At 65.1% G+C, this 20,202-nt stretch carries 18 protein-coding genes, 3 tRNA genes and 2 pseudogenes; 15 read left to right on the forward strand and 8 right to left on the reverse strand.

Annotation, left to right across the window (positions count from 1 at the left end):
- A pseudogene (locus FDW81_RS14375) lies at positions 1–208 on the reverse strand (xylose isomerase); the annotation flags it as partial.
- Between the two features lie 127 nt (positions 209–335).
- On the opposite strand from FDW81_RS14375, the gene FDW81_RS14380 reads away from it, so the two are divergent.
- Positions 336–1,562, forward strand: coding sequence for an ROK family protein (locus FDW81_RS14380; protein WP_240720301.1), 1,227 nt, complete (start codon positions 336–338; stop codon positions 1,560–1,562).
- A 125-nt stretch (positions 1,563–1,687) separates the two neighbouring features.
- Here FDW81_RS14380 and FDW81_RS14385 read toward each other — a convergent pair.
- A tRNA-Arg gene (locus FDW81_RS14385) sits at positions 1,688–1,763 on the reverse strand.
- Positions 1,764–1,975: 212 nt separating this feature from the next.
- On the opposite strand from FDW81_RS14385, the gene FDW81_RS14390 reads away from it, so the two are divergent.
- The 3 genes from FDW81_RS14390 to ettA all read left to right on the forward strand — a co-directional run bounded on the left by FDW81_RS14390 (position 1,976) and on the right by ettA (position 5,076).
- Positions 1,976–2,539 carry a single-stranded DNA-binding protein gene (locus tag FDW81_RS14390; RefSeq protein ID WP_138134898.1) on the forward strand — a complete coding sequence of 188 codons (564 nt, stop codon included), beginning with the start codon at positions 1,976–1,978 and terminating at the stop codon, positions 2,537–2,539.
- 166 nt (positions 2,540–2,705) lie between these two features.
- Positions 2,706–3,341 (forward strand): hypothetical protein, encoded by a 636-nt coding sequence (locus FDW81_RS14395; RefSeq protein WP_138134900.1) that lies wholly within the window; start codon positions 2,706–2,708, stop codon positions 3,339–3,341.
- A 52-nt stretch (positions 3,342–3,393) separates the two neighbouring features.
- Positions 3,394–5,076 (forward strand): energy-dependent translational throttle protein EttA, encoded by a 1,683-nt coding sequence (ettA, locus tag FDW81_RS14400; RefSeq protein WP_138134902.1) that lies wholly within the window; start codon positions 3,394–3,396, stop codon positions 5,074–5,076.
- An 84-nt stretch (positions 5,077–5,160) separates the two neighbouring features.
- On the opposite strand, the gene FDW81_RS14405 is transcribed toward ettA, so the two are convergent.
- Positions 5,161–6,141, reverse strand: a complete 981-nt coding sequence (locus FDW81_RS14405; RefSeq protein WP_138134904.1) for an acyl-CoA thioesterase II — start codon at positions 6,139–6,141, stop codon at positions 5,161–5,163.
- A gap of 63 nt (positions 6,142–6,204) precedes the next feature.
- On the opposite strand from FDW81_RS14405, the gene FDW81_RS14410 reads away from it, so the two are divergent.
- Entirely contained in the window at positions 6,205–6,864 is a 660-nt protein-coding gene (locus FDW81_RS14410; protein WP_138134906.1) for a hypothetical protein, read from the forward strand.
- A 50-nt stretch (positions 6,865–6,914) separates the two neighbouring features.
- On the opposite strand, the gene FDW81_RS14415 is transcribed toward FDW81_RS14410, so the two are convergent.
- Together FDW81_RS14415 and FDW81_RS14420 are read right to left on the reverse strand one after the other, a co-directional pair.
- Complete coding sequence (locus FDW81_RS14415; RefSeq protein ID WP_138134908.1) at positions 6,915–7,364, reverse strand: globin; 450 nt, start codon at positions 7,362–7,364, stop codon at positions 6,915–6,917.
- A 2-nt stretch (positions 7,365–7,366) separates the two neighbouring features.
- Complete coding sequence (locus FDW81_RS14420; RefSeq protein ID WP_138134910.1) at positions 7,367–8,053, reverse strand: mechanosensitive ion channel family protein; 687 nt, start codon at positions 8,051–8,053, stop codon at positions 7,367–7,369.
- Positions 8,054–8,170: 117 nt separating this feature from the next.
- Between FDW81_RS14420 and FDW81_RS14425 the strand changes: the two are divergent.
- A pseudogene (locus FDW81_RS14425) lies at positions 8,171–8,724 on the forward strand (hypothetical protein).
- A 10-nt stretch (positions 8,725–8,734) separates the two neighbouring features.
- Here FDW81_RS14425 and FDW81_RS14430 read toward each other — a convergent pair.
- Positions 8,735–9,214, reverse strand: a complete 480-nt coding sequence (locus FDW81_RS14430) for an OsmC family protein (RefSeq protein WP_138134912.1) — start codon at positions 9,212–9,214, stop codon at positions 8,735–8,737.
- 9 nt (positions 9,215–9,223) lie between these two features.
- Positions 9,224–11,791: an aminopeptidase N gene (gene pepN, locus FDW81_RS14435; protein WP_138134914.1), complete on the reverse strand. Its 2,568-nt coding sequence runs from the start codon at positions 11,789–11,791 to the stop codon at positions 9,224–9,226.
- Between the two features lie 166 nt (positions 11,792–11,957).
- On the opposite strand from pepN, the gene FDW81_RS14440 reads away from it, so the two are divergent.
- The 3 genes from FDW81_RS14440 (at position 11,958) to FDW81_RS14450 (ending at position 14,506) form a co-directional block, all read left to right on the forward strand.
- Positions 11,958–12,977 carry a hypothetical protein gene (locus FDW81_RS14440; protein ID WP_138134917.1) on the forward strand — a complete coding sequence of 340 codons (1,020 nt, stop codon included), beginning with the start codon at positions 11,958–11,960 and terminating at the stop codon, positions 12,975–12,977.
- 81 nt (positions 12,978–13,058) lie between these two features.
- Positions 13,059–13,553: a ribose-5-phosphate isomerase gene (locus tag FDW81_RS14445; RefSeq protein ID WP_138134919.1), complete on the forward strand. Its 495-nt coding sequence runs from the start codon at positions 13,059–13,061 to the stop codon at positions 13,551–13,553.
- Complete coding sequence (locus FDW81_RS14450) at positions 13,553–14,506, forward strand: Fpg/Nei family DNA glycosylase (RefSeq protein WP_138134920.1); 954 nt, start codon at positions 13,553–13,555, stop codon at positions 14,504–14,506. Before FDW81_RS14445 ends, FDW81_RS14450 begins: the two co-directional genes overlap by 1 nt.
- A 41-nt stretch (positions 14,507–14,547) precedes the next feature.
- On the opposite strand, the gene FDW81_RS14455 is transcribed toward FDW81_RS14450, so the two are convergent.
- Positions 14,548–14,621, reverse strand: a tRNA-Gly gene (locus FDW81_RS14455).
- 142 nt (positions 14,622–14,763) lie between these two features.
- Between FDW81_RS14455 and FDW81_RS14460 the strand changes: the two genes are divergently transcribed.
- From FDW81_RS14460 to FDW81_RS14485, 6 genes are all read left to right on the forward strand, one after another.
- Positions 14,764–14,838: transfer RNA gene (locus tag FDW81_RS14460), tRNA-Pro, on the forward strand.
- Positions 14,839–14,919: 81 nt separating this feature from the next.
- Positions 14,920–16,329 (forward strand): trigger factor, encoded by a 1,410-nt coding sequence (tig, locus tag FDW81_RS14465; RefSeq protein ID WP_138134922.1) that lies wholly within the window; start codon positions 14,920–14,922, stop codon positions 16,327–16,329.
- A 232-nt stretch (positions 16,330–16,561) separates the two neighbouring features.
- A complete protein-coding gene (locus tag FDW81_RS14470) occupies positions 16,562–17,185 on the forward strand; it encodes an ATP-dependent Clp protease proteolytic subunit (RefSeq protein WP_138134979.1) in 624 nt (207 codons plus the stop codon).
- Positions 17,186–17,224: 39 nt separating this feature from the next.
- Positions 17,225–17,884 (forward strand): ATP-dependent Clp protease proteolytic subunit, encoded by a 660-nt coding sequence (locus FDW81_RS14475; protein WP_138134924.1) that lies wholly within the window; start codon positions 17,225–17,227, stop codon positions 17,882–17,884.
- A gap of 175 nt (positions 17,885–18,059) precedes the next feature.
- Positions 18,060–19,340, forward strand: coding sequence for an ATP-dependent Clp protease ATP-binding subunit ClpX (gene clpX, locus FDW81_RS14480; RefSeq protein WP_138134926.1), 1,281 nt, complete (start codon positions 18,060–18,062; stop codon positions 19,338–19,340).
- 82 nt (positions 19,341–19,422) lie between these two features.
- A complete protein-coding gene (locus FDW81_RS14485) occupies positions 19,423–20,052 on the forward strand; it encodes a DsbA family protein (RefSeq protein WP_138134928.1) in 630 nt (209 codons plus the stop codon).
- Positions 20,053–20,202 lie beyond the last annotated feature (150 nt).

Consider the following 20,202-nt stretch of genomic DNA (forward strand, 5'->3'; position numbering starts at 1 on the left):
GGTCCCGCTCGGACGCCGTTGCCTCGAACGGAATCAGGTCGTTGTCGTGAAAGGTGATGCCGTACGCGCCGAGTTCGCTGAGCCGGTGTACGGCCTCAACCGGATCCAGCGCCGCACGGGTGGCGACGCCGAACGGGTCGGCGCCCGTCCAGCCAACGGTCCAGAGGCCGAAGGTGAACTTGTCAGCGGGAGTGGGGGAGAGAGCCATGATGCATCCTTGCAGTCAGTGCCGCGGTTGCGACGATTAGTTTATTGCCTGAACTATATGCGGGAAGTAGGGTGGGGTCAAGACCCCTGGGCCCCCGCGGCCCGAAGTATTGGCAAGGAGAGCTGTAATGGTGATGCCGGCATCTGCGGTGGCGGTGCCTGAGTCCGGAGTGCCCGGCAGTATGGGCGATGTCCGCCGGAGCAATCTCTCATTGGTGCTGGGCAGGATCGCGGAGGCGCCTCCCGGTGTCCATCCAAGCCGGGCGCAGGTGGCCGCTGCGACGCGGCTCACCAAGGCCTCGGTTTCGAGCCTCGTGCTGGACCTTTTGGAGGCCGGACTGCTCCGGGAAGTGGGGCTCAACCAGCAGGGACGCGGCCGGCCCAGCGTCGGACTGGAACTGAATCCTGCCCGGTCCGTCATGGGCATGGAAATCAATGTCGACTACATTTCGGCCGGCGTTACGGACCTCGCGGGCAACCTGCTTGTGCGCGAGACGCAGGAGAGGGACAACCGGTCCGGCGGCCACGTCCCGGTGCTGGCAGCACTTGCCGGACTCGCAGCAAAGGTGCGCGCCGCGGCGGGAGATGGGGGTGTCCAGGTGCTGGGGGGAGGGCTGGCAGTGCCCGGGTTGGTGGAGCCCGCGGCCGCGCGCGTCCTGACCGCCCCCAACCTGGGCTGGACCAACGTGGACCTTGACCTCGGCGCACTGCTGCCCGATGTGCCGCTGGGCGTTGAGCTGTTCAACGAGGCGAACGCCGCTGCCCTGGCTGAGCTGCGGCACCGTCCGGACGGCGCGTCCGACTTTGTTTTCGTCTCGGGCGAAGTAGGCGTCGGTGGCGGGCTGGTTGTTGGTTCTGAACTCTTCACCGGTCCTGGAGGGCATGCCGGCGAAGTTGGCCACGTCGTGGTGGATCCCGAGGGCGTCCGCTGTTCCTGCGGCGGAACGGGCTGCCTGGAAACAGTGTCGGGCCAGGATGCCATTCTTGCCGCTGCCGGCATTGCGGCGGGGTCCCGGACGCGGTCCGAATCCATTGAGGCGCTCGTGCAGGCACTTCACGAGGGGCAGCCGCGCGCGCTGTCGGCGGTGGAACGCGCCGGGCAGTACCTCGGTGTTGCCCTGGCCTCAACCGCCCGCGTGATGAATGTTGGTTCGCTGGTGCTCGGCGGCCACTTTGCGGTCCTTGACCCGTGGCTAAGGGCCCCCCTTCTGGACAGCCTGGAGCGGTATGCCCCCGGCAGGTTCGCTCCGGAACAGGTGGGGCTTTCCGCGGTGGGGCAGGCCGGGGCGCTCCTTGGTGCGGCCGGGAGCGTGGTCCGGTCCCTGGTGGATGCGCCGCACCGGCTGCAGTACTAGGCGTCGGGGCGTCCGCAGTTGCCGCTGTCACCCATCGTTGCTTCCATGACGTTAGGGACGGCAGCTGATAGGGCATTGAAGGAGAAAGCCGCGCCCCGGTCCATCGACCGGGGCGCCAACCCACGTGGTGCCCCAGGAGGGAATCGAACCCCCGACCGGCGGATTAGAAGGCCGCTGCTCTATCCCCTGAGCTACTGAGGCAGTGGTTTCCGGAGCTGAAATCCGGCGCCTCAAAAAGTCTACATTGCCCGCACTGCGGGCGCTGTCATTGACTCCACGCTCCACTGATCCTCCACAAGCGGCTACAGCTGCGGGTTGTGCACATAGACCCATTGCTACCTCCCCGGGGGTTGTCGTCGGCGCGAAGCTGGTCTTGCCTGCAAAGGCATAACCATTGAAGACAGGACGTAGAGATGAGCGACACCATAACGATCCGGGGCTTTGTTGCCACCGAGATCAAAAGCACTACAACGACAGGGGGAGTGGCCACCGCCTCTTTCCGGATAGGATCCACCACCCGGCGCTATGACAGGGCAACCGGCACCTGGGCAGACGGCCATACCAACTGGTTCCTGGTCCAGGGCTACCGCCACCTTGCGGGCAGCATGGGCTGCAGCATCAGGAAGGGCCAGCCCGTCATCGTGGTGGGCAAGCTGAAAATCCGCAGCTGGGAAAGGGACGGCAGGGTCTACTACTCACACACCATTGATGCCGAGGCCGTAGGCCATGACCTCACCTGGGGCACGGCCAACTTCATCCGGTCCTCCACCAAGCCCCTGCTCTCGCTGGTGGAACAGGAACCGTCCTTCGACGGCGGCCATCAGCCCGGCCCGGACGGAACCTTCGAGGAGCCTGAGGACACTGGAGAGGAAGGGGCCGAGGGCGACGATCCGGCTGCAGCGTACGTCGAGGACAGAAACGGTGACTTGGTAGCCCTGGACCTCGAAACGGGGGAACTGGCCGAATCCGGAGTTTAGCGAATCCACGTCCCGATCCGGACTCTTGGACATCTGATCCGGAGTAAGGCAAGTCCTGCTGTCAACGCTTACTGGTTTCCTGGCGGGCAGGGGGCGGCATCCCCCCGGCCGCGACCTGCCCGCGCAGGATGTAACCGGCTACAGGTCCGCGTGGCAGAATGGCACCATGCGGCGCACCCCCGACCACCGGCAGAACACTGCGGCCGGTGCCCCACCCGCTGCTTCTTACGCTTCCAATATATTTTTCGCACCCCGCCTCCTGGCGATGCTGGCCGGAGCCGTGCTGGTCACCTCCCTGGCCGGCTGCGGCGGCGGGATCCCTTTGGATAACCGGGCAGCGCCGGCTGGGCGGGAAACGGCAGCCCCATCTGGTGACGTCCCGGCCACGGATACTGCTGCGCCCGGAGCTCAGCCTGCAGGCCCTCTGGTGGACACCTCTCCGACCGCGCCAGTTTCGGGCGGCGCAGCCGACGGCGGCGCGTCCGGTGCCGGAGCCGCCGCCGCTGAAGCTGCCGCTAGCGAAACAGTGCGGCAGACGGTGACGGAAACGCTCGGCAGGCTGGCGGCCGGTACGCCCAAGCCGTCCACGGCACAGGTAAGTGAAGCGCTGACTGGAGCGGGGATCGCGCCCGGAGTACTTGAGGTGTCGCAGAGCCGGACACCCACCGGCCTGGAGGCGGACGCGATCGAGGCGGCCGTGCTGCAGGGGAGGGACTGCGTAATCGGCCAGGTGCGCGACGGCGCCGTGGCAGTGACGGTCCTTCCGGTACTGGCGAGCGGCAAGTGCTTTGTAGGCTCGTGAGCCTGCTGGCCGGAATGTGAGATATGCCCGCCAACCCACTAGATTTGGAATCATGGCGGAATTTATCTACACAATGACCAAGGCCCGCAAAGCCGTTGGCGAAAAACTTATTCTTGATGACGTAAGCATGTCCTTCTTCCCCGGTGCCAAGATCGGCGTCGTGGGCCCGAACGGTGCCGGTAAGTCCACCATCCTAAAGATCATGGCAGGGCTGGACACCCCCTCGAACGGCGAGGCGCGGCTCAGCCCCGGGTACACGGTGGGCATCCTGCTCCAGGAACCCCCGCTCAACGAAGAAAAGACCGTCCTGGGCAACGTCCAGGAAGGCGTGGGCGAGATCTACGGCAAGATCCAGCGGTTCAACGAAATCTCCGAGGAGATGGCCAGCCCCGACGCTGACTATGACACCCTCCTTGAAGAGATGGGCAAGCTTCAGGAAGCCATCGACGCTGCCGACGCCTGGGACCTCGACTCCCAGCTTGAACAGGCCATGGATGCACTTCGCTGCCCGCCGGCAGACGCCGACGTCACGAACCTTTCCGGCGGTGAGCGCCGGCGCGTCGCACTCTGCAAACTCCTCCTGCAGAAGCCTGACCTGCTGCTGCTGGACGAGCCCACCAACCACCTGGACGCAGAAAGCGTTCTGTGGCTGGAGCAGCACCTCTCCAACTACCCCGGCGCAGTCCTCGCCGTGACCCACGACCGCTACTTCCTTGACCACGTGGCGGAATGGATCGCCGAGGTTGACCGCGGCCACCTGTACCCCTACGAAGGCAACTACTCCACTTACCTGGAGAAGAAGCGTGCCCGCCTGGAGATCCAGGGCAAGAAGGACGCGAAGCAGGCCAAGCGCCTCGCGGAAGAACTCGAGTGGGTGCGCTCCAACGCCAAGGGCCGCCAGACCAAGTCCAAGGCCCGTCTGGCCCGGTACGAGGAAATGGCCGCGGAGGCGGACCGGACCCGCAAGCTGGATTTCGAAGAAATCCAGATCCCGCCGGGACCCCGCCTGGGCGGTCTGGTCCTGGAAGCCAAGAACCTGCAGAAGGGCTTCGAAGACCGGGTCCTGATCGACGGTCTGTCCTTCAGCCTGCCCCGCAACGGCATCGTGGGCGTTATTGGCCCTAACGGCGTCGGCAAGACCACCCTGTTCAAGACCATCGTCGGCCTGGAACCGCTGGACGGCGGCGACCTGAAGATCGGCGATTCGGTCAAGATCTCCTATGCGGACCAGAGCCGCGGCGGCATCGACCCCAACAAGACCCTCTGGGAGGTCGTGTCCGATGGGCTCGACTTCATCCAGGTGGGCAACGTTGAAATGCCGTCCCGCGCCTACGTTGCCGCCTTCGGCTTCAAGGGCCCCGACCAGCAGAAGAAGGCCGGGGTGCTGTCCGGTGGTGAGCGCAACCGCCTGAACCTCGCCCTGACCCTTAAACAGGGCGGTAACCTCCTGCTCCTTGACGAGCCCACCAACGACCTCGACGTTGAAACCCTCAGCAGCCTGGAAAACGCGCTGCTCGAGTTCCCCGGCTGCGCCGTGGTGGTCTCGCACGACCGTTGGTTCCTGGACCGCGTGGCCACGCACATCCTGGCCTACGAAGGCGACGAGGAAAACCCCTCCAAGTGGTACTGGTTCGAGGGCAACTTCGAATCCTACGAGGAGAACAAGGTGGAACGGCTGGGACCGGATGCAGCCAAGCCGCACCGTGTCACGCACCGCCGCCTGACCCGCGACTAGGACATAGATCGGCCAGGGAACAGCGCAGGGAAAAACCGGAGGCGGGCACCCCATCCATGGGGTGCCCGCCTTTTGCGTAATCTGCTAGTTCCGGCCCGCCTTGCGGATCTGGTGCTCCATCACCTTGGACTGGAAGGCACCCACTACCTTGCTCTTCACATCCGTGGGCACCCGGACCATGCCCTCCTGGGCAACCGATGCAACGTGCTGGCCCGCCTGGTTGAAGATTTTGCCTGTGGCCAAGCCGCGGGCACCCTGGGCGCTGGGCGATTCCTGGACGTACAGCAGCCACTCGTCCACCCGGGCGGGGCGGTGCCACCACATTGCGTGGTCAAGGCTGGCAACGGTCATCCCCGGCGTGATCCAGCTCAGCCCATGGCGCCGCAGGACGGACTCAAGCAAGGTGTAGTCACTCGCGTATGCTAGGGCGGCCCGGTGCAGGTTGGGGTTGTCCGGCATGGGCCCAAAGGTCTTCATCCAGACAGCGTTGCGGGCTTCTTTCGGCCCTTTGGCTGAAACGTACAGCGGGGCATCCACGTGCCGAATGTCGAAGGGCCGCTCGTAGGCCCAGTGCCGTGCCACGGGGTGGTCGAACTTGCCCAGGAGGTCGGCGGTGCTGGGCAAGGATTCGGGGTCGGGAATGCCGGCGGGCATCTCGGATTCGTGCTCGATGCCTTCGTCCTCGCCCTGGAACGAGGCGATCATGGACAGGATGGGAAAACCTTCCTGGTAGGCGTGCACACGGCGGGCGGAAAAGGAGCGGCCGTCACGCAGGCGCTGGACGCCGAAGGTGATGGGCTTGTTCGCATCGCCCGGGCGGAGGAAGTATCCGTGCATAGAATGCACAAAACGCCCGGGGTCCACTGTCCTCATGGAAGCGATCAGTGACTGGGCCAGTACCTGGCCGCCGAAGACCCGGTGGTGGGGCTGCTGCTGGGAAGGACCAAGGAAGATGTCCTCGTCCGTCCGGGCTCCCTCCAGCTGGCCGAGGTCGAGGAGCGAGATAAGCGAGGCAGTGGGGTCTGCGCTGGGTAGCGCCAGGAGTTCGGCGTCGGCTTCAGTCATGGTTCGACTCTAGACGGCACCCCCGGACTGCTCAACAAAGCTCCAGCCGGTAGTGTTCTTGGTGTGACTGACTTACTCACCTCGTCTTTCCGGTTCGCCGATCCGCGGGACCTCGCTGATCTTCGAACATTCGCCACCCGGGCGAAGGCCATCGACGACGGCGCCATCCGGCTCCAGGCTGCGGGTTCCGTTCTCGCCGCGTACGTCTGCGTCCTGAGGCCAAGAGTGCTGGGTGAGTCGACCCCCACCATCCTCGGGCTTCGCACGATGGCACTGGCAACGCCCTCCGGGACGGATGTCACGGTGGCTTTGTCCGCCGTCCTGGACCGCCTGGCGCGCTCCGCCGGGGACGACGTGGAACTGCCGGTGCCGCCGTCGACCGTCACCGAATCGTGGACAGGAGTGGGTGCCCCCCGGAGTGGGTGGGAGCTCGTGGGCCAGCGAAGCGACGCAGGACTCCGGAAGGCCGCCGAGGCAGGGATCGCGGAAGTGGCAGGAATCGTACCGGACAAGCCGGGCGCGCTGATCGTCAACAACGCCCGTGCCGCTGTATGGGGGAGGGAGCTGGACGAGTCAGGCCTGCCGGCCGGAGCCGCTTTCGCCGCCCTGGCCCTGGGGTTCCTCGCCGACGGGGACCAGAAGCTCTACCGGGCCGGCCGCTGGTTCCGGCTCAGCGGCACCCGCGGCCACGTGCTCGCGCGCACCGGGAGCGGGCTGCTCTAAGGCCGGGCGCCATCAGCAGCGGTGTCCAGGGACAGCTGCTGCACGAGCGGTTAGGGCGTTGACGGGCTGTTCACCATGGACAGTGCTGCGCGCTCCATGTAGTCCCACAGCGTTCCCTCGTAGAGCGGCGGCAATTCCAGGGCGTCGACGGCGGCACGCATGTGGAAGAGCCAGCGTTCCTTCGCCTCGGGCGTCACTTTGAAGGGCATGTGCCGCATGCGCAGCCGTGGATGCCCGCGCTCTTCGCCATATGTGGTGGGCCCGCCCCAGTACTGTTCCAGGAACATCAGGAACCGGCGCTTCGCCGGCGCCAGGTCCTCCTCGGGGTACATGGGACGCAGCAGCGGGTCTGTTGCAACCCCGTCGTAAAAGACGTCGATCAGCTTCACGAACGTCTCATGGCCGCCGACGGCCTCGTAGAAGTTGTCGGTGTAGCCGGGCTTGCTGAACGGATCGTTCTGCATCAGCTGCGGGCGCTGCGGCTCGATGGGGATGGTCATGGTCAGTCTCCGGCCTTCTGCTCGGTCTTTTTGGTTTCGGCGCCCTGGTCACTGCCCTGGTCCGTGGTCCCGTCCGGCAACTCGTGCGATGGGGTGTAGTTCCCCTGTGAGCGGTTGCCCACCCGCAGGATCTCCCCGTTGCGCAGGTACCAGATGGCGCCGTCGTCGGAGCGTACCCGGGTGATGCGCAGCCCCATGGATTCCACCACGCCCACAACCTCGCTGGTTTCAATGACGTCGCCGATTCCGTACTGGTCTTCAATGGTAATGAAGATTCCAGCCAGGAAGTCGCGGATCAGCTGCTGGGCACCGAAACCGATGGCGACACCCAGGATGCCTACGCTGGTGAGGAGGGGTGCGATGTTGATGTCCAGGTTCTGGAGTACGTACATGCCCGTGATGATGACCACCAGTACTCCGACGACGCTGTTCAACAGGGAACCGATTGTCTCGGCGCGCTGGACGCGCCGTTCATGGTCCAGGGCACGCAGCGCCGGGGCCACCCACTTGAACGTGGGCCTCTTGAACAGGCTGCTGCCCGAGGCCACCCGCCGGGTGATGCGGGAAATGATGAACGTGGCTACAAGCCAGACCGTGACGCCCACGCCGAGGCTGATCACGATGCCCGTGATGCTTACGCCGCCCGGATCACTGGCGGCGGAAGGAAGGACTGACAACATGCTGACCATAAGGGGGAAATACTCCTGGGTTCTCCGGCCGGTGCCGGGGATCGTACACCGCCGCGCAGGCTAAGCCCGGCGCGGAAGCTCTGTTCTCTTTTAACCCTAGCGCCGTAGCGTGTTCACATGCGCATCCTGGTCCTAGGCGGAACCGCCTTCCTGTCAGCAGATGTAGTCCGCCAGGCGGTGGCAGCCGGCCACAAGGTCACGTGCCTGGTTCGGGGTTCCGCGGCTGAACCACCGGCAGGCGTGGTGTGGCTGAAGGCCGACCGTGCATCGGGCCGTATCGCCTACGAAGGTGCTGGCGGTGAGTGGGACGAAGTGGTTGGCAACCATCAGCTCCGGAGAATTACGGCGAGTCCAAGGCTGCGATCGAGGTAGCCACGCTACGGGCTGCAGCCGGGAAGGCACATCTGTGCCGTGCCGGACTCATCGGCGGCCCCGGCGACGGTTCCGACCGCTACTGCCGCTGTGGCTCCCGCCGGCGCACGAAGGCTTCACGGCACGGAGCAACCGGGCCGCCGTCGGGGCCGGTCTCCAGCTCCGGCCGTGGCAGGACACTCTGGCGGACGACCGCCGCCGCGGACGACCGCCGCCGCGGACTGGACCGGGCCCGAAAAGCCGGGTGTGACCCCGGAACCGAGGCAAGACTCGTTGCGCTCCTGCAGCCAGGAGCCTGAGTCGGCCGGGCTACAGCCGTCCAACCACCGTCACCGGCTGGTGCTCCACGGGAAAATTGACGCTGCGGGCAATGAAGCAGAGCCGGTTCGCCTCATGGTGCATCTGCCCGGCCAGCTCCACGTGGTCCGCGTCCGTCACCGCCACCTGCGGGCGCAGCGTCACGCGCTCGAACTGGCCGCTTCCGTCCCGGTTCAGGCTCATGATCCCGGAGGCATCGTCGCGGTACTCCGTCACCACCACCCCGTGCTTCACCGCCACGTGCAGGAACGAGAGCATGTGGCACTGTGCCAGCGCGGCCAGGAGCAGCTGCTCCGGGTTGTAGCGCTCCTTGTCGCCGCGGAAGGTGGGGTCCGCGGAGCCCTTGAGCACCGGCAGTCCGGGAATCAGGATGTCGTGGTCCCGGGAATAGCCGCGGTAGGACGAGGTCCCGCCACCCAGGTTTCCCGTCCACTGGACCGCCAGCGCATAGCGGTGTTCACCCAGGCCCATGCGTCCCGCCTACGCTTCCCCGGGAAGGACATCCGCTGCACGTGCCCGCAAAGCCCGGGCTACGCCGTCGCGGTTTTCCAGCATCATCCGCCGCAGCGCGGCACTCGCCGGCGGAAGCGCCGCCAGGAAGCCGTCCGTCCGGTCGATGGTCGCCTGGGTGGTCAGCAGCGCGGGGTAAAGCCCGACGACGATCTGCTGGGCCAGCGCGTGCGTGCGGTTCTCGACGATCCCGGGTACCGCCTCGAAGTACTTTTCCGCGTACGGCTCAAGGAGGGACCGGTCCAGCACCCGCATGAAGCCGGTGACAGCCGAACCCTGCAGGGCGTTGGAGAGCTCGCCCTTGACCACGATGGACTCCCAGGCAGCCGCTTTCGCCTCAGGAGTGGGGATGGCAGCCTTGGCCAGGGCAGCGGCGTTCTGCCCGCTGGAAGTGTTGTCCCGCGCGAGCTCGGCGTCAATGCCGTCCTGTCCCATCCGCCCGCCGGCAACCAGGGACGCCACCAGCTCCCACCGCAGATCCTGGTCCACAGCCAGCCCGTCCAACGCCAGCGAACCATCGAGCAGCCCGGCTACCCTGTCCAGCTGGGACTCGCTGCGGGCCAGCAGCGCGAAGGACTTAACGAACTGCAGCTGGGCGTCAGAGCCCCCGGGAACCCCGGACGCGAGGTCCCATAGCCTGTCCACCGCTGCCACCGTTGTTGCGTGCCGGTGTTCCTCAGCCACGTAGAAGTTCAGCGTGGTGGCCAGCTGGCGGAGCTGGACCAGGATCACAGAGGAGTCGGACTCTGCGCCCACATTGGCCAGGATCAGTTCCACGTGCTTCCTCGCCGGGGTCTCTCCGTCCCTGGCGGCGTCCCACGCCGAGTTCCAGACAAGTGTCCTGGGCAGGCTCTGGCTGAAGTCCTTCAGGTGGGCCGTTGCGGTTGCCAGAGATTTTTCGTCCAGCCGCACCTTCGCGTAGGCAAGGTCGTCGTCGTTGACCAGGACCAGGTCCGGCCGGACCATGCCCACCAGCGCAGGCACCTCAGTGCGTCCGCCGTCGACGTCCAGTTCCTCCCGGTGCACCCGCTCAAGCCTGCCGGCGCCGGTCAGGTTGTAGAAGCCCACGGCCAGGCGGTGCGGCCGGATGGTGGGCCACTCGTCCACCGCGGACTGCAGGATCGAGAAGGAAGTAAACCGGCCGCCGCCGTCCACCTCGAACTCCGGCTTGAGCGTGTTGACCCCGGCAGTTTCCAGCCACTGCCTTCCCCAAGTGTCCAGGTCGCGGCCGCTGGCCTTTTCCAGCTCCACCAGCAGGTCGCTGAGTTCGGTGTTCTGCCAGGAATGCTTGGCGAAATACTCGCGCACGCCTGCCATGAACTGCTCCGGACCCACCCACGCCACCAGCTGGCGGAGCACCGAAGCGCCCTTGGCGTAGGTGATTCCGTCGAAATTGACCTCCACGTCCTGCAGGTCATTGATCTCCGCGAAGATCGGATGCGTGGTGGGCAGCTGGTCCTGGCGGTAGGCCCAGGACTTTTCCACTGAGGCGAACGTGGTCCAGGCACTGGTGAAGGACGTGGCCTCCACGGCGGCGAGGTGCGACATGTACTCGGCAAAGGACTCGTTGAGCCACAGGTCATTCCACCAGCGCATGGTCACCAGGTCGCCGAACCACATATGGGCCAGCTCGTGCAGCACGGTGATGGCGCGGCGCTCGATCTGGGCATCCGGGACCTTGCTGCGGAAGACGTAGCCTTCCAGGATGGTCACGGCCCCGGCGTTTTCCATGGCACCGGCGTTGAATTCCGGCACGAAGAGCTGGTCGTATTTCTCGAACGGGTAGGGGCAGCCGAACTGCGCCTCGAAGAATTCGAAGCCCTGCCGGGTCAACTCGAAGATGTTGTCTGCGTCCAGGTACTGCATCAGCGACCTGCGCGCGAAGACCCCCAGCGGGATGGTCCTGCCGTCCGAACTGGCCACCTCGCTGCGCACGCACTGGTACGGACCGGCGATCAGGGCAGTGACATAGGAGGAGAGCCGCGGGGTGGGGGAGAAGGACCAGACGGAGCGCGCGCCGCCGTCGCCGCCCGGGGTGGTTTCCTGCTGCACCGGGGTGGGGGAGTTGGAGACGACGTCCCAGTGCGAGGGCGCCGTGACGGTGAACGTGAAGGTTGCCTTCAGGTCGGGCTGTTCAAAGACGGCGAACATCCGGCGTGAGTCCGGAACCTCGAACTGGGTATAGAGGTAGACCTCGCCGTCCACCGGGTCCACGAAGCGGTGCAGGCCCTCACCGGTATTCATGTAGGGCGCATCAGCCACGACGGTCAGCTCGTTGTGCTCCGCAAGCTGCGGCAGCTGGATCCTGACGCCGTCCGCCACAGTGGCAGGGTCAAGGCTCCGGCCGTTCAGGGTGACGCTGTGCACCGCCTGCGTCACGGCGTCGATGAAAGTGGAAGAGCCCGGCCTGGCACTGAACTTCACCGTGGTGGTGCTGCCAAAGACCTCCCCGCCACGGGTGAGGTCCAGGCTGACGTCGTAGGACTCGACGGCGATCGTTTCGGCACGTTCACGGGCTTCGGCGCGCGTCAGATTCATACCTGGCAAAGTGGGGCCTCCAGAAAGATTGCGTCTGCCGGCTGGCGGTGCCCAGCGGCGGCTCTGATCATTCTTGCATTCCAGCACCCCCGGCAAGTAGCGCGGCTCACAGTGGGTAGGGAAAGGGGTAGGAACACAGCGGCAGCGGCGGGAGTAGCGTTAAATCATGGGCAAGTTCATGGGATCGGTGGACAGCAAAGCCCTGCGTTTTGTTGCGGGCTTTCCGGTGGTTGTGGCGGCAGCCTTCGTGGTGTGCGCCTTCCTTCTGCGCCCGGACCTTCCCGAGCCGCTCGCCGTCCGCTGGACGGACGACGGCGGTGCCTCCTTTGCGCCCTTCGGCGCCTACGTCAGCGTTGGCGCCGTGATGATCGTGGCTGCCGGATGGCTGATCCTCTATCAGGCGGTGCCTATTAACAGGCCCGTCCTGATGCGCCGGATCATGATGGGCGCCGGGCTGTTTGTCACCCTTTTCGTCACCACGGTACTCGCTGCCGGCCTCCTGGGTCAGACGGGACTGGCGGACGCCCGGGAATCCCGGGTGGACACTACTGTCCTGGCCCTGGGCAGCGGTGCGGCTGTGTCGCTGGGGGTAATCATGTCTTTCGTCTTCAAGGCCGACGAGCAATGGTCTCCGGATGACGACCGGGCGCTCCAGCTCGCCATTGCCAGGGAAGCGGACCCGGACCTGGCGCGGGACAACATCCGGCTCTGGGTCCATGCACGCAGCTCGGTGTTTGTCATGATCGCCATCGCGTCCGTGTTTCCCTCGGCGCTCATCGCCATTGTGGTGCCGTGGCTCGGCGGGCTGCTCGTCGTCGTTGCCATCGTGGGGGCAGCGTTCCTGTGCGCCCGTGTCAAGGCCGACCGGGCCGGCCTGAAAGTCCTGCTGGCGGGCCTCGTGCCTGTCATGAACGTCCCGGCGGGAGCCATCTCCGAGGCCACCGCCGCGGACATCAAGGCCGCAGACTACGGCGGGTGGGGCTACCGGCACCACGACGGAACCGCGGCGATGCTGGTCAGCAGCGGCCCCGCCGTCGTGGTCAGCAAGACGGACGGCCAGCGCCTTGCGGTGAGCGGCGGCAGCCCGGCGTCGGCTGCCAGGCTCGCTGAAGTCCTGACCCGGGTCTCCGCCCGGGCGCGGCGGACGGGTGGCCCCTCAGAAGCCCCGGGCCAGCCCGAGTCCTAGTATTCTTTACCCTGTTGTCCTGACCCTGCCTTCGCCTTAACGGACGGCAGCCGGCGCCCCCAACCGAACGGATTCTTGCTCGTGACTTCTTCCCCTGCCTTCCCGCGGGTCCACATCGCCACCGACCACGCTGGCATGGAGCTCAGCGCCCACCTGGTATCCCACCTGACTGGCAAGGGGTACGAAGTGGTGGACCACGGACCCAAGGTCTACGACGCCCAGGACGACTACCCGTCCTTCTGTATCAATGCCGCTTTGGCAGTGGTTGCTGACCAGCAGGCAGGGGTCCACGCCCTGGGCATCGTCCTCGGCGGCTCGGGCAACGGCGAGCAAATCGCGGCCAACAAAGTTAAAGGCGTCCGGGCTGCCCTGGTTTGGAACCACTCCACGGCCACCCTGGCCCGGGAGCACAACGACGCGAACGTCGTAGCCGTCGGCGGCCGCCAGCACACGGTGGAGGAAGCCACCGAACTGATCGAAGCCTTCCTGACGGAGCCGTTCAGTAACGACGAGCGCCATGTCCGCAGGATCGGCAAGATCGCCGCCTACGAAACCACCGGCGAGGTCATCGAGTAGTGCCTGAAGGGCACTCCGTCCGGCGCCTGGCCCGGCAGTTCGATGACGTTTTCACTGGCCGGCAGCTTGCCGTGTCCAGTCCGCAGGGCAGGTTCAGCGCGGGGGCGGCGCTCCTGGACGGGCACACGATGGTGGGCGCGGAAGCCCACGGAAAACACCTCTTCCTGAACTTCGACAACGCCCTGGTGCTGCACGTCCACCTGGGCCTCTACGGCGCCTGGAGCTTTGGCGGCGACAGCACCTTCACCGGGTCCTCCAGCATTGGCGCGCCGCGGCGGGTGGGGGAGCGGGAGAGCTTTGCGGAAGAGGATGACGACGGCGGCGTCCCCTACGCCGGACCGCCCGCCCCTGTGGGCGCGGTCCGGGTGCGGCTGGCCTCCAGCAATGGCTGGGCGGACCTCCGCGGCGCCACCACCTGCGAGACGATCACCGGCGCAGAGGCCCAGGCGGTGCTGGCGCGGCTCGGCCCCGACCCCCTGCGCAACCTTCGTGGCGACGCCGGCCGCTTCACCCGGAACCTGCAGCGCCGCAACGTTCCTGTGGCCGCGCTGCTGATGGACCAGAAGATTATTGCGGGCGTTGGCAACGTCTACCGCGCAGAGGTTCTCTTCCGCCTGCGCCTTGACCCCTGGCTGCCCGGAACAGCCGTGCCGGACACCTCGGCACGCAAGCTGTGGCGCGATATCGTCAGCGTCATGAACGACGGCGTGGCCCACGGAAGGATCATCACCACGCCGCCCAAGTACTGGACGCTCGATGGCACTACGGCAGCCAAGGCGGCTGCCGCCGGACTGCCCGTCCCGCCCACAAGCGAAAGCTTCCCGGCGCGGGATGACGCCCATTACGTGTACAAGCGGCAGGGGCTGCCGTGCCGGGTCTGCCGCACGGCTGTACTGACCGCGGAGCTGGCGGGACGCAACCTCTACTGGTGCCCTTACTGCCAGCAGAAGTGAGACGAAAAAAGCCCCTCATTCGAGGGGCTTTTTTAGTTTATTGGAGGGGACGACGGGAATCGAACCCGCGTAATCAGTTTGGAAGACTGAGGCTTTACCATTAAGCTACGTCCCCGAAAGAAGCTGCATCTGCAATATTAGCAGGCCGGCGACTTCGGGCTGGCTGTCCAAGCCGGATACAACTAAACCTAATCCATGGCCTACGTGTCAAATGTGCAAACACGGCGCGTATCACCGTAGACTTGCCTGTGCACTAACGGGGTGTAGCTCAGCTTGGCTAGAGCGCCTGCTTTGGGAGCAGGAAGTCGCAGGTTCAAATCCTGTCACCCCGACTCTGCGGCCCGGACCACTCGGCCTGGACAAAACATTGCGTTTGCAGAAATCCATCCCACAAACCCAGGAGTACTTAGACCGTGAAGAGCGCTGTCGAGAACCTCACCCCCACGCGGGTCAAGCTCAACGTTGAGGTTCCCTTTGAGGAACTGAAGCCCAGCATCGACTCGGCTTACAAGACTGTTGCTTCGCAGATCCAGGTCCCTGGGTTCCGTAAGGGCAAGGTGCCCGCCAAGCTCATCGACCAGCGCGTCGGCCGCGGCTACGTTCTCGAGACCGCCATCAACGATGGCCTCAACGGCTGGTACCAGGCAGCCGTGCAGGAGTCCGGCATCCGCCCGCTGAGCCGTCCCGAGGTTGAGATCACCGAGGTTCCGGACCCGTCCGCCACCGACGGCGGCCTGAAGTTCGCCGCCGAGGTCGACGTCCGCCCCGAGATCGAACTCCCGGATTACGCCGGCATCAAGGTCGAGGTTGCCGCTGCCCAGTCCTCCGAGGAAGATGTGGACAAGGCCCTGGACGAGCTGCGAGGCCGCTTCGGTACGCTCAAGTCCGTTGACCGTCCGGCCGCCGAGGGCGACTTCCTCACCATCGACATCACCGCCACCATTGACGGGGAAGAGGTGGACTCCGCTTCCGGCCTGTCCTACCAGGTTGGCGCCGGCACCATGCTCGAAGGCATGGACGAGGCCGTCACCGGCCTCAGCGCTGAAGAGGACGCCATCTTCAACACCACCCTGGTTGGTGGCGACCACGCCGGTGAAGCCGCGCAGGTCAAGGTGGTTGTGAAGGCCGTTAAGGAGCGCGAGCTCCCCGAGGCGAACGACGACTTCGCCCAGCTCGCATCCGAGTTCGACACCCTTGCCGAACTCCGCGAAGACCTGGCCAAGCAGGCCGCCGACTCCAGGATCGTGGAGCAGGGTGTGGAAGCCCGCGACAAGGTCCTGGACAAGCTCGTTGAGATGGTAGAGGTTCCCGTGCCGGATTCCGTTGTCGAAGAGCAGCTCGAAGCCCACTTCAAGGAGGGCAACGGCCACGGCGAGGGCGAGCACGACACCGAGGAACACCGCGAAGAGGTCCGCGCCAACACCGCCCGTGCCTTCCAAAACGAGATTATCCTTGACGCGATTGCCGAGAAGGAAGAAGTCAACGTCAGCCAGAACGAGCTGATCGACTACATTGTCACCACCGCCAGCCAGTACGGCATGGACCCCAACCAGTTCGCCCAGATCATTGATCAGAGCGGCCAGGTTCCCATGATGGTTTCCGAGGTCCGCCGCCGTAAGGCCCTGGCTGTTGTGCTGGGCCAGGCCGAGGTCACCGACACCGAGGGCAACAGCGTTGACCTGAGCGACTTCGTGCGCCCCGGCGGCGAGGAGGAAGCCCCGGCAGCGGAGCCCGTTGAAGCGGAGAAAGCTGGCGCCGGCGCAGCAGAGGCAGAAGGTGCCGAAACCCCTGCCGAGGACGACAAGGCCGAGGCTAAGGCCTAGTCCTTCCACGTTTGATGAACGGCCCCCGGATCCAACGATCCGGGGGCCGTTCGCGTCTGACAGGGACCCCGCGTCCGGCGGTTCGGCGGATCGTGCGCCGTCAGCGAACAGCCGCAGGGGCGCGAACAAATTGCCGCTGAAACCGGTTAGTGTCCAAGTAGTGATTTTCAGTGATGTCACCGTCACCAGCGAGAGGTAAGTAAACATGTCACAGCACCCAGAGGCCCCCCGGATGGCGACCGTCGATCCTGCAACCCAGGACAACTACATTTACAACCGCCTTCTCAAGGAGCGGATCATCTGGCTCGGCTCGGAGGTGCGCGACGACAACGCCAACGCCATCTGCTCGCAGCTGCTGCTCCTGTCGGCGGAAAACCCGGACAAGGACATCTACCTCTACATCAACTCCCCTGGCGGTTCAGTGACCGCCGGCATGGCCATCTACGACACCATGCAGTTCATCCCCAACGACGTCGTCACCGTGGCCACCGGCCTGGCGGCCTCCATGGGCCAGTTCCTGCTGTCTTCCGGCACCAAAGGCAAGCGTTACGCCACGCCCAACGCCCGTGTCCTGATGCACCAGCCCTCCGGCGGCATCGGCGGCACCGCCTCGGACATCAAGATCCAGGCTGAACTGATCCTTCACATGAAGAAGGTCATGGCCGAGCTGACTGCCGAGCAGACCGGCCAGACCGTTGAGACCATCCTCAAGGACAACGACCGCGACAAGTGGTTCACCGCAACCGAGGCACTCGAGTACGGCTTCTTCGACAAGATCGCCGCGCATGCAGGCTCCGTGTCCGGCGGCGGCGGAACCGCCAACGGCACCTCCGGCGAGACTGCCTCGCAGAACTAGACCCGGCATCAAAGAACACTCAGATCAGGAGCAATTAACATGAACTACAACTTCGGGTGGTCTGCCGGTAATCTTCCGTCCAGCCGCTACGTCCTGCCGCAGTTCGAAGAGCGCACCCCGTACGGCTTCAAGCGCCAGGACCCCTACACGAAGCTGTTCGAGGACCGCATCATCTTCCTCGGCGTGCAGGTGGACGACGCATCGGCCGACGACATCATGGCCCAGCTGCTGGTGCTTGAGTCCACGGACCCGGACCGCGACATTACGCTGTACATTAACTCGCCGGGCGGCTCCTTCACCGCCATGACGGCGATTTACGACACCATGCAGTACATCCGGCCGGAGATCCAGACCGTGTGCCTCGGCCAGGCCGCCAGCGCCGCTGCTGTACTGCTGGCTGCCGGTACGGCCGGCAAGCGGCTGGCCCTGCCCAACGCCCGTGTCCTGATCCACCAGCCTGCGCTGTCGGGCGGCCAGGGCGGGCAGGCCTCTGACCTGGAAATCCAGGCCGCAGAGGTGATGCGCATGCGTTCCTGGCTCGAGGACACCCTGGCCCAGCATTCCGGCCGTACGTCGGAGCAGGTCAACAACGACATCGAGCGCGACAAGATCCTCACCGCCGACGAAGCGCAGGCCTACGGGCTCATCGACCAGGTGCTGGATTCACGCAAGATCAAGCCTCAGGCAATCACGAGGTAGCAGAACGGGAAGCCGGTGCAGGCCAGTTCATTTGGCCGCACCGGCCTTTTCTTTCCACCCTTGGGGGCGAATGTGACCTAGAGTGGAAGATGTCACAAACCGGGCCGCTCTGGCCGGTGAAGATTTCAGCGACGGTGCAAGGCTGCCTGGCAGCAGGATACTAAGGGGTTCACATATGGCTCGGATTGGCGAGAGCACGGATCTGCTGAAGTGCTCTTTCTGCGGAAAGAGCCAGAAGCAGGTGCGCAAGCTCATTGCCGGGCCCGGTGTCTACATCTGTGATGAATGCATCGAGTTGTGCAACGAAATCATTGAAGAGGAGCTGGCGGAGGTAGCTGACCTGGGCAGCTTCGAACTGCCCAAGCCGCGCGAGATTTTCGACTTCCTGCAGGAATACGTCATCGGCCAGGAGCCCGCAAAGCGTTCCCTCGCCGTCGCGGTCTACAACCATTACAAGCGCATCCAGGCGGGCCACGCGCCCAAGTCCGGCAGCCTTGGCGATGGCGGGCACCACGACGACGTCGAGATCGCCAAATCCAACATTCTCCTGATCGGCCCCACCGGCTGCGGCAAGACCTACCTTGCGCAGACGCTCGCGCGGCGCCTGAACGTGCCGTTTGCGGTGGCGGACGCAACAGCCCTCACCGAAGCCGGCTACGTGGGCGAGGACGTGGAGAACATCCTCCTGAAGCTCATCCAGGCAGCTGACTACGACGTCAAGAAGGCCGAGCAGGGCATCATCTACATCGATGAGATCGACAAGATCTCGCGCAAGAGCGAGAACCCCTCCATCACCCGGGACGTCTCGGGCGAAGGTGTCCAGCAGGCGCTCCTGAAAATCCTGGAAGGAACCGTCGCCTCCGTGCCGCCCCAGGGTGGCCGGAAGCACCCGCACCAGGAATTTATCCAGATCGACACCACAAATGTCCTGTTCATCGTGGCGGGCGCCTTTGCCGGGCTCGAGGAGATCATTGGCTCCAGGTCCGGGCGGAAGGGTATCGGGTTCGGGGCACCCCTCAACGAGGCCAGCAAGAAGGTGGACTCCTACGGCGAAGTGATGCCCGAAGACCTGCTGAAGTTCGGGTTGATACCGGAATTCATCGGCCGCCTTCCCGTCATCACCACTGTCTCGAACCTTGACCGCGATGCGTTGATCCAGATCCTGTCTACGCCGAAGAACGCGCTGGTCAAGCAGTACCAGAAGATGTTCCAGATCGACGGCGTAGAGCTGGTCTTCGACGACACCGCGCTCAATGCCATCGCGGACCAGGCTTTGGAACGCGGCACCGGCGCCCGCGGACTGCGGGCCATCATGGAGGAAGTGCTGCTTCCCGTGATGTTCGATCTTCCCAGCAGGGAAGATGTGGCCAGCGTGGTGATCACTGAGGACGTGGTGCTCAAAGGCGCGGAGCCCACCATGATCCCGCACGTCACCAAGCGCCGGAAGTCCGCCTGACCGCCAGGATCGTCCTGGCCCCGGCCTTGCCCCGCACGTTGTGGCTGCCGCATGCGCAGCCGACCACCCGGAAGGATTTTCCATGACTGAAGCCGCCACGACCGAAGCTGTAAAGAACAGGGCCGACTTCTGGTTTGACCCGCTGTGTCCCTTCGCCTGGATCACCTCGCGCTGGATCGGCGAGGTGGAGGAAGTCCGCGAGATCGAAACGGTCTGGCATGTGATGAGCCTGGCCGTTCTTAATGAGGGCCGCGACCTCGAACCAGCCTACCGTGAATCCATGGACAACGCCTGGGGCATGGTCCGCGTAATCATCGCGGCCCAGCAGCAGCACGGCCAGAAAACGGTCAAGGCGCTGTATGACGCCATGGGCACCCTGATCCACGAGGGCGGTGAAAAGGACCGCGACGTCGTGATCGGCAAAGCACTCGCCGATTGCGGTCTTCCCGCCTCGCTGGCGGAGGCTGCAAGCATGGACGCCCATGATGACCAGCTCCGGGCCAGCCACGAGGAGGGGATCTCCCTGGTGGGCCAGGACGTCGGCACACCCGTTGTGGCCTTCAACGGAACAGCGTTCTTTGGCCCGGTCCTCACCCGGATTCCCCACGGTGAGGAAGCGGGCAGGCTGTGGGACGCCACCACCGCCATCGCCTCCTACCCGCACTTTTTCGAGCTGAAGCGCAGCCGGACCGAACGGCCTGAATTCAACTGAAGCTGACACTGCCGCAGTGCCGGCAGGAGTGTGAAGAGCCCCGGCAGAACTACTCACTTGTAGTTCGGCCGGGGCTCTTGCGCTCCAGGACGGGCAGGACAAAAATTGGATTTACCCACTTCGAAAGAAGCGGGACGCAGAAACCAAGGA

This window comes from Pseudarthrobacter sp. NamB4, from assembly GCF_005796185.1.
GTDB lineage: Bacteria > Actinomycetota > Actinomycetes > Actinomycetales > Micrococcaceae > Arthrobacter.

Coding starts and splice junctions, on each gene's coding strand:
- FDW81_RS14380 (WP_240720301.1), top strand. CDS start 336: ATGGTGATGCCGGCATCTGCGGTGGCGGTGCCTGAGTCCGGAGTGCCC.
- FDW81_RS14390 (WP_138134898.1), top strand. CDS start 1,976: ATGAGCGACACCATAACGATCCGGGGCTTTGTTGCCACCGAGATCAAA.
- FDW81_RS14395 (WP_138134900.1), top strand. CDS start 2,706: ATGCGGCGCACCCCCGACCACCGGCAGAACACTGCGGCCGGTGCCCCA.
- ettA (WP_138134902.1), top strand. CDS start 3,394: ATGGCGGAATTTATCTACACAATGACCAAGGCCCGCAAAGCCGTTGGC.
- FDW81_RS14405 (WP_138134904.1), bottom strand. CDS start 6,141: ATGACTGAAGCCGACGCCGAACTCCTGGCGCTACCCAGCGCAGACCCC.
- FDW81_RS14415 (WP_138134908.1), bottom strand. CDS start 7,364: ATGACCATCCCCATCGAGCCGCAGCGCCCGCAGCTGATGCAGAACGAT.
- FDW81_RS14420 (WP_138134910.1), bottom strand. CDS start 8,053: ATGGTCAGCATGTTGTCAGTCCTTCCTTCCGCCGCCAGTGATCCGGGC.
- FDW81_RS14430 (WP_138134912.1), bottom strand. CDS start 9,214: ATGGGCCTGGGTGAACACCGCTATGCGCTGGCGGTCCAGTGGACGGGA.
- pepN (WP_138134914.1), bottom strand. CDS start 11,791: ATGAATCTGACGCGCGCCGAAGCCCGTGAACGTGCCGAAACGATCGCC.
- FDW81_RS14440 (WP_138134917.1), top strand. CDS start 11,958: ATGGGCAAGTTCATGGGATCGGTGGACAGCAAAGCCCTGCGTTTTGTT.
- FDW81_RS14470 (WP_138134979.1), top strand. CDS start 16,562: ATGGCGACCGTCGATCCTGCAACCCAGGACAACTACATTTACAACCGC.
- FDW81_RS14475 (WP_138134924.1), top strand. CDS start 17,225: ATGAACTACAACTTCGGGTGGTCTGCCGGTAATCTTCCGTCCAGCCGC.
- clpX (WP_138134926.1), top strand. CDS start 18,060: ATGGCTCGGATTGGCGAGAGCACGGATCTGCTGAAGTGCTCTTTCTGC.
- FDW81_RS14485 (WP_138134928.1), top strand. CDS start 19,423: ATGACTGAAGCCGCCACGACCGAAGCTGTAAAGAACAGGGCCGACTTC.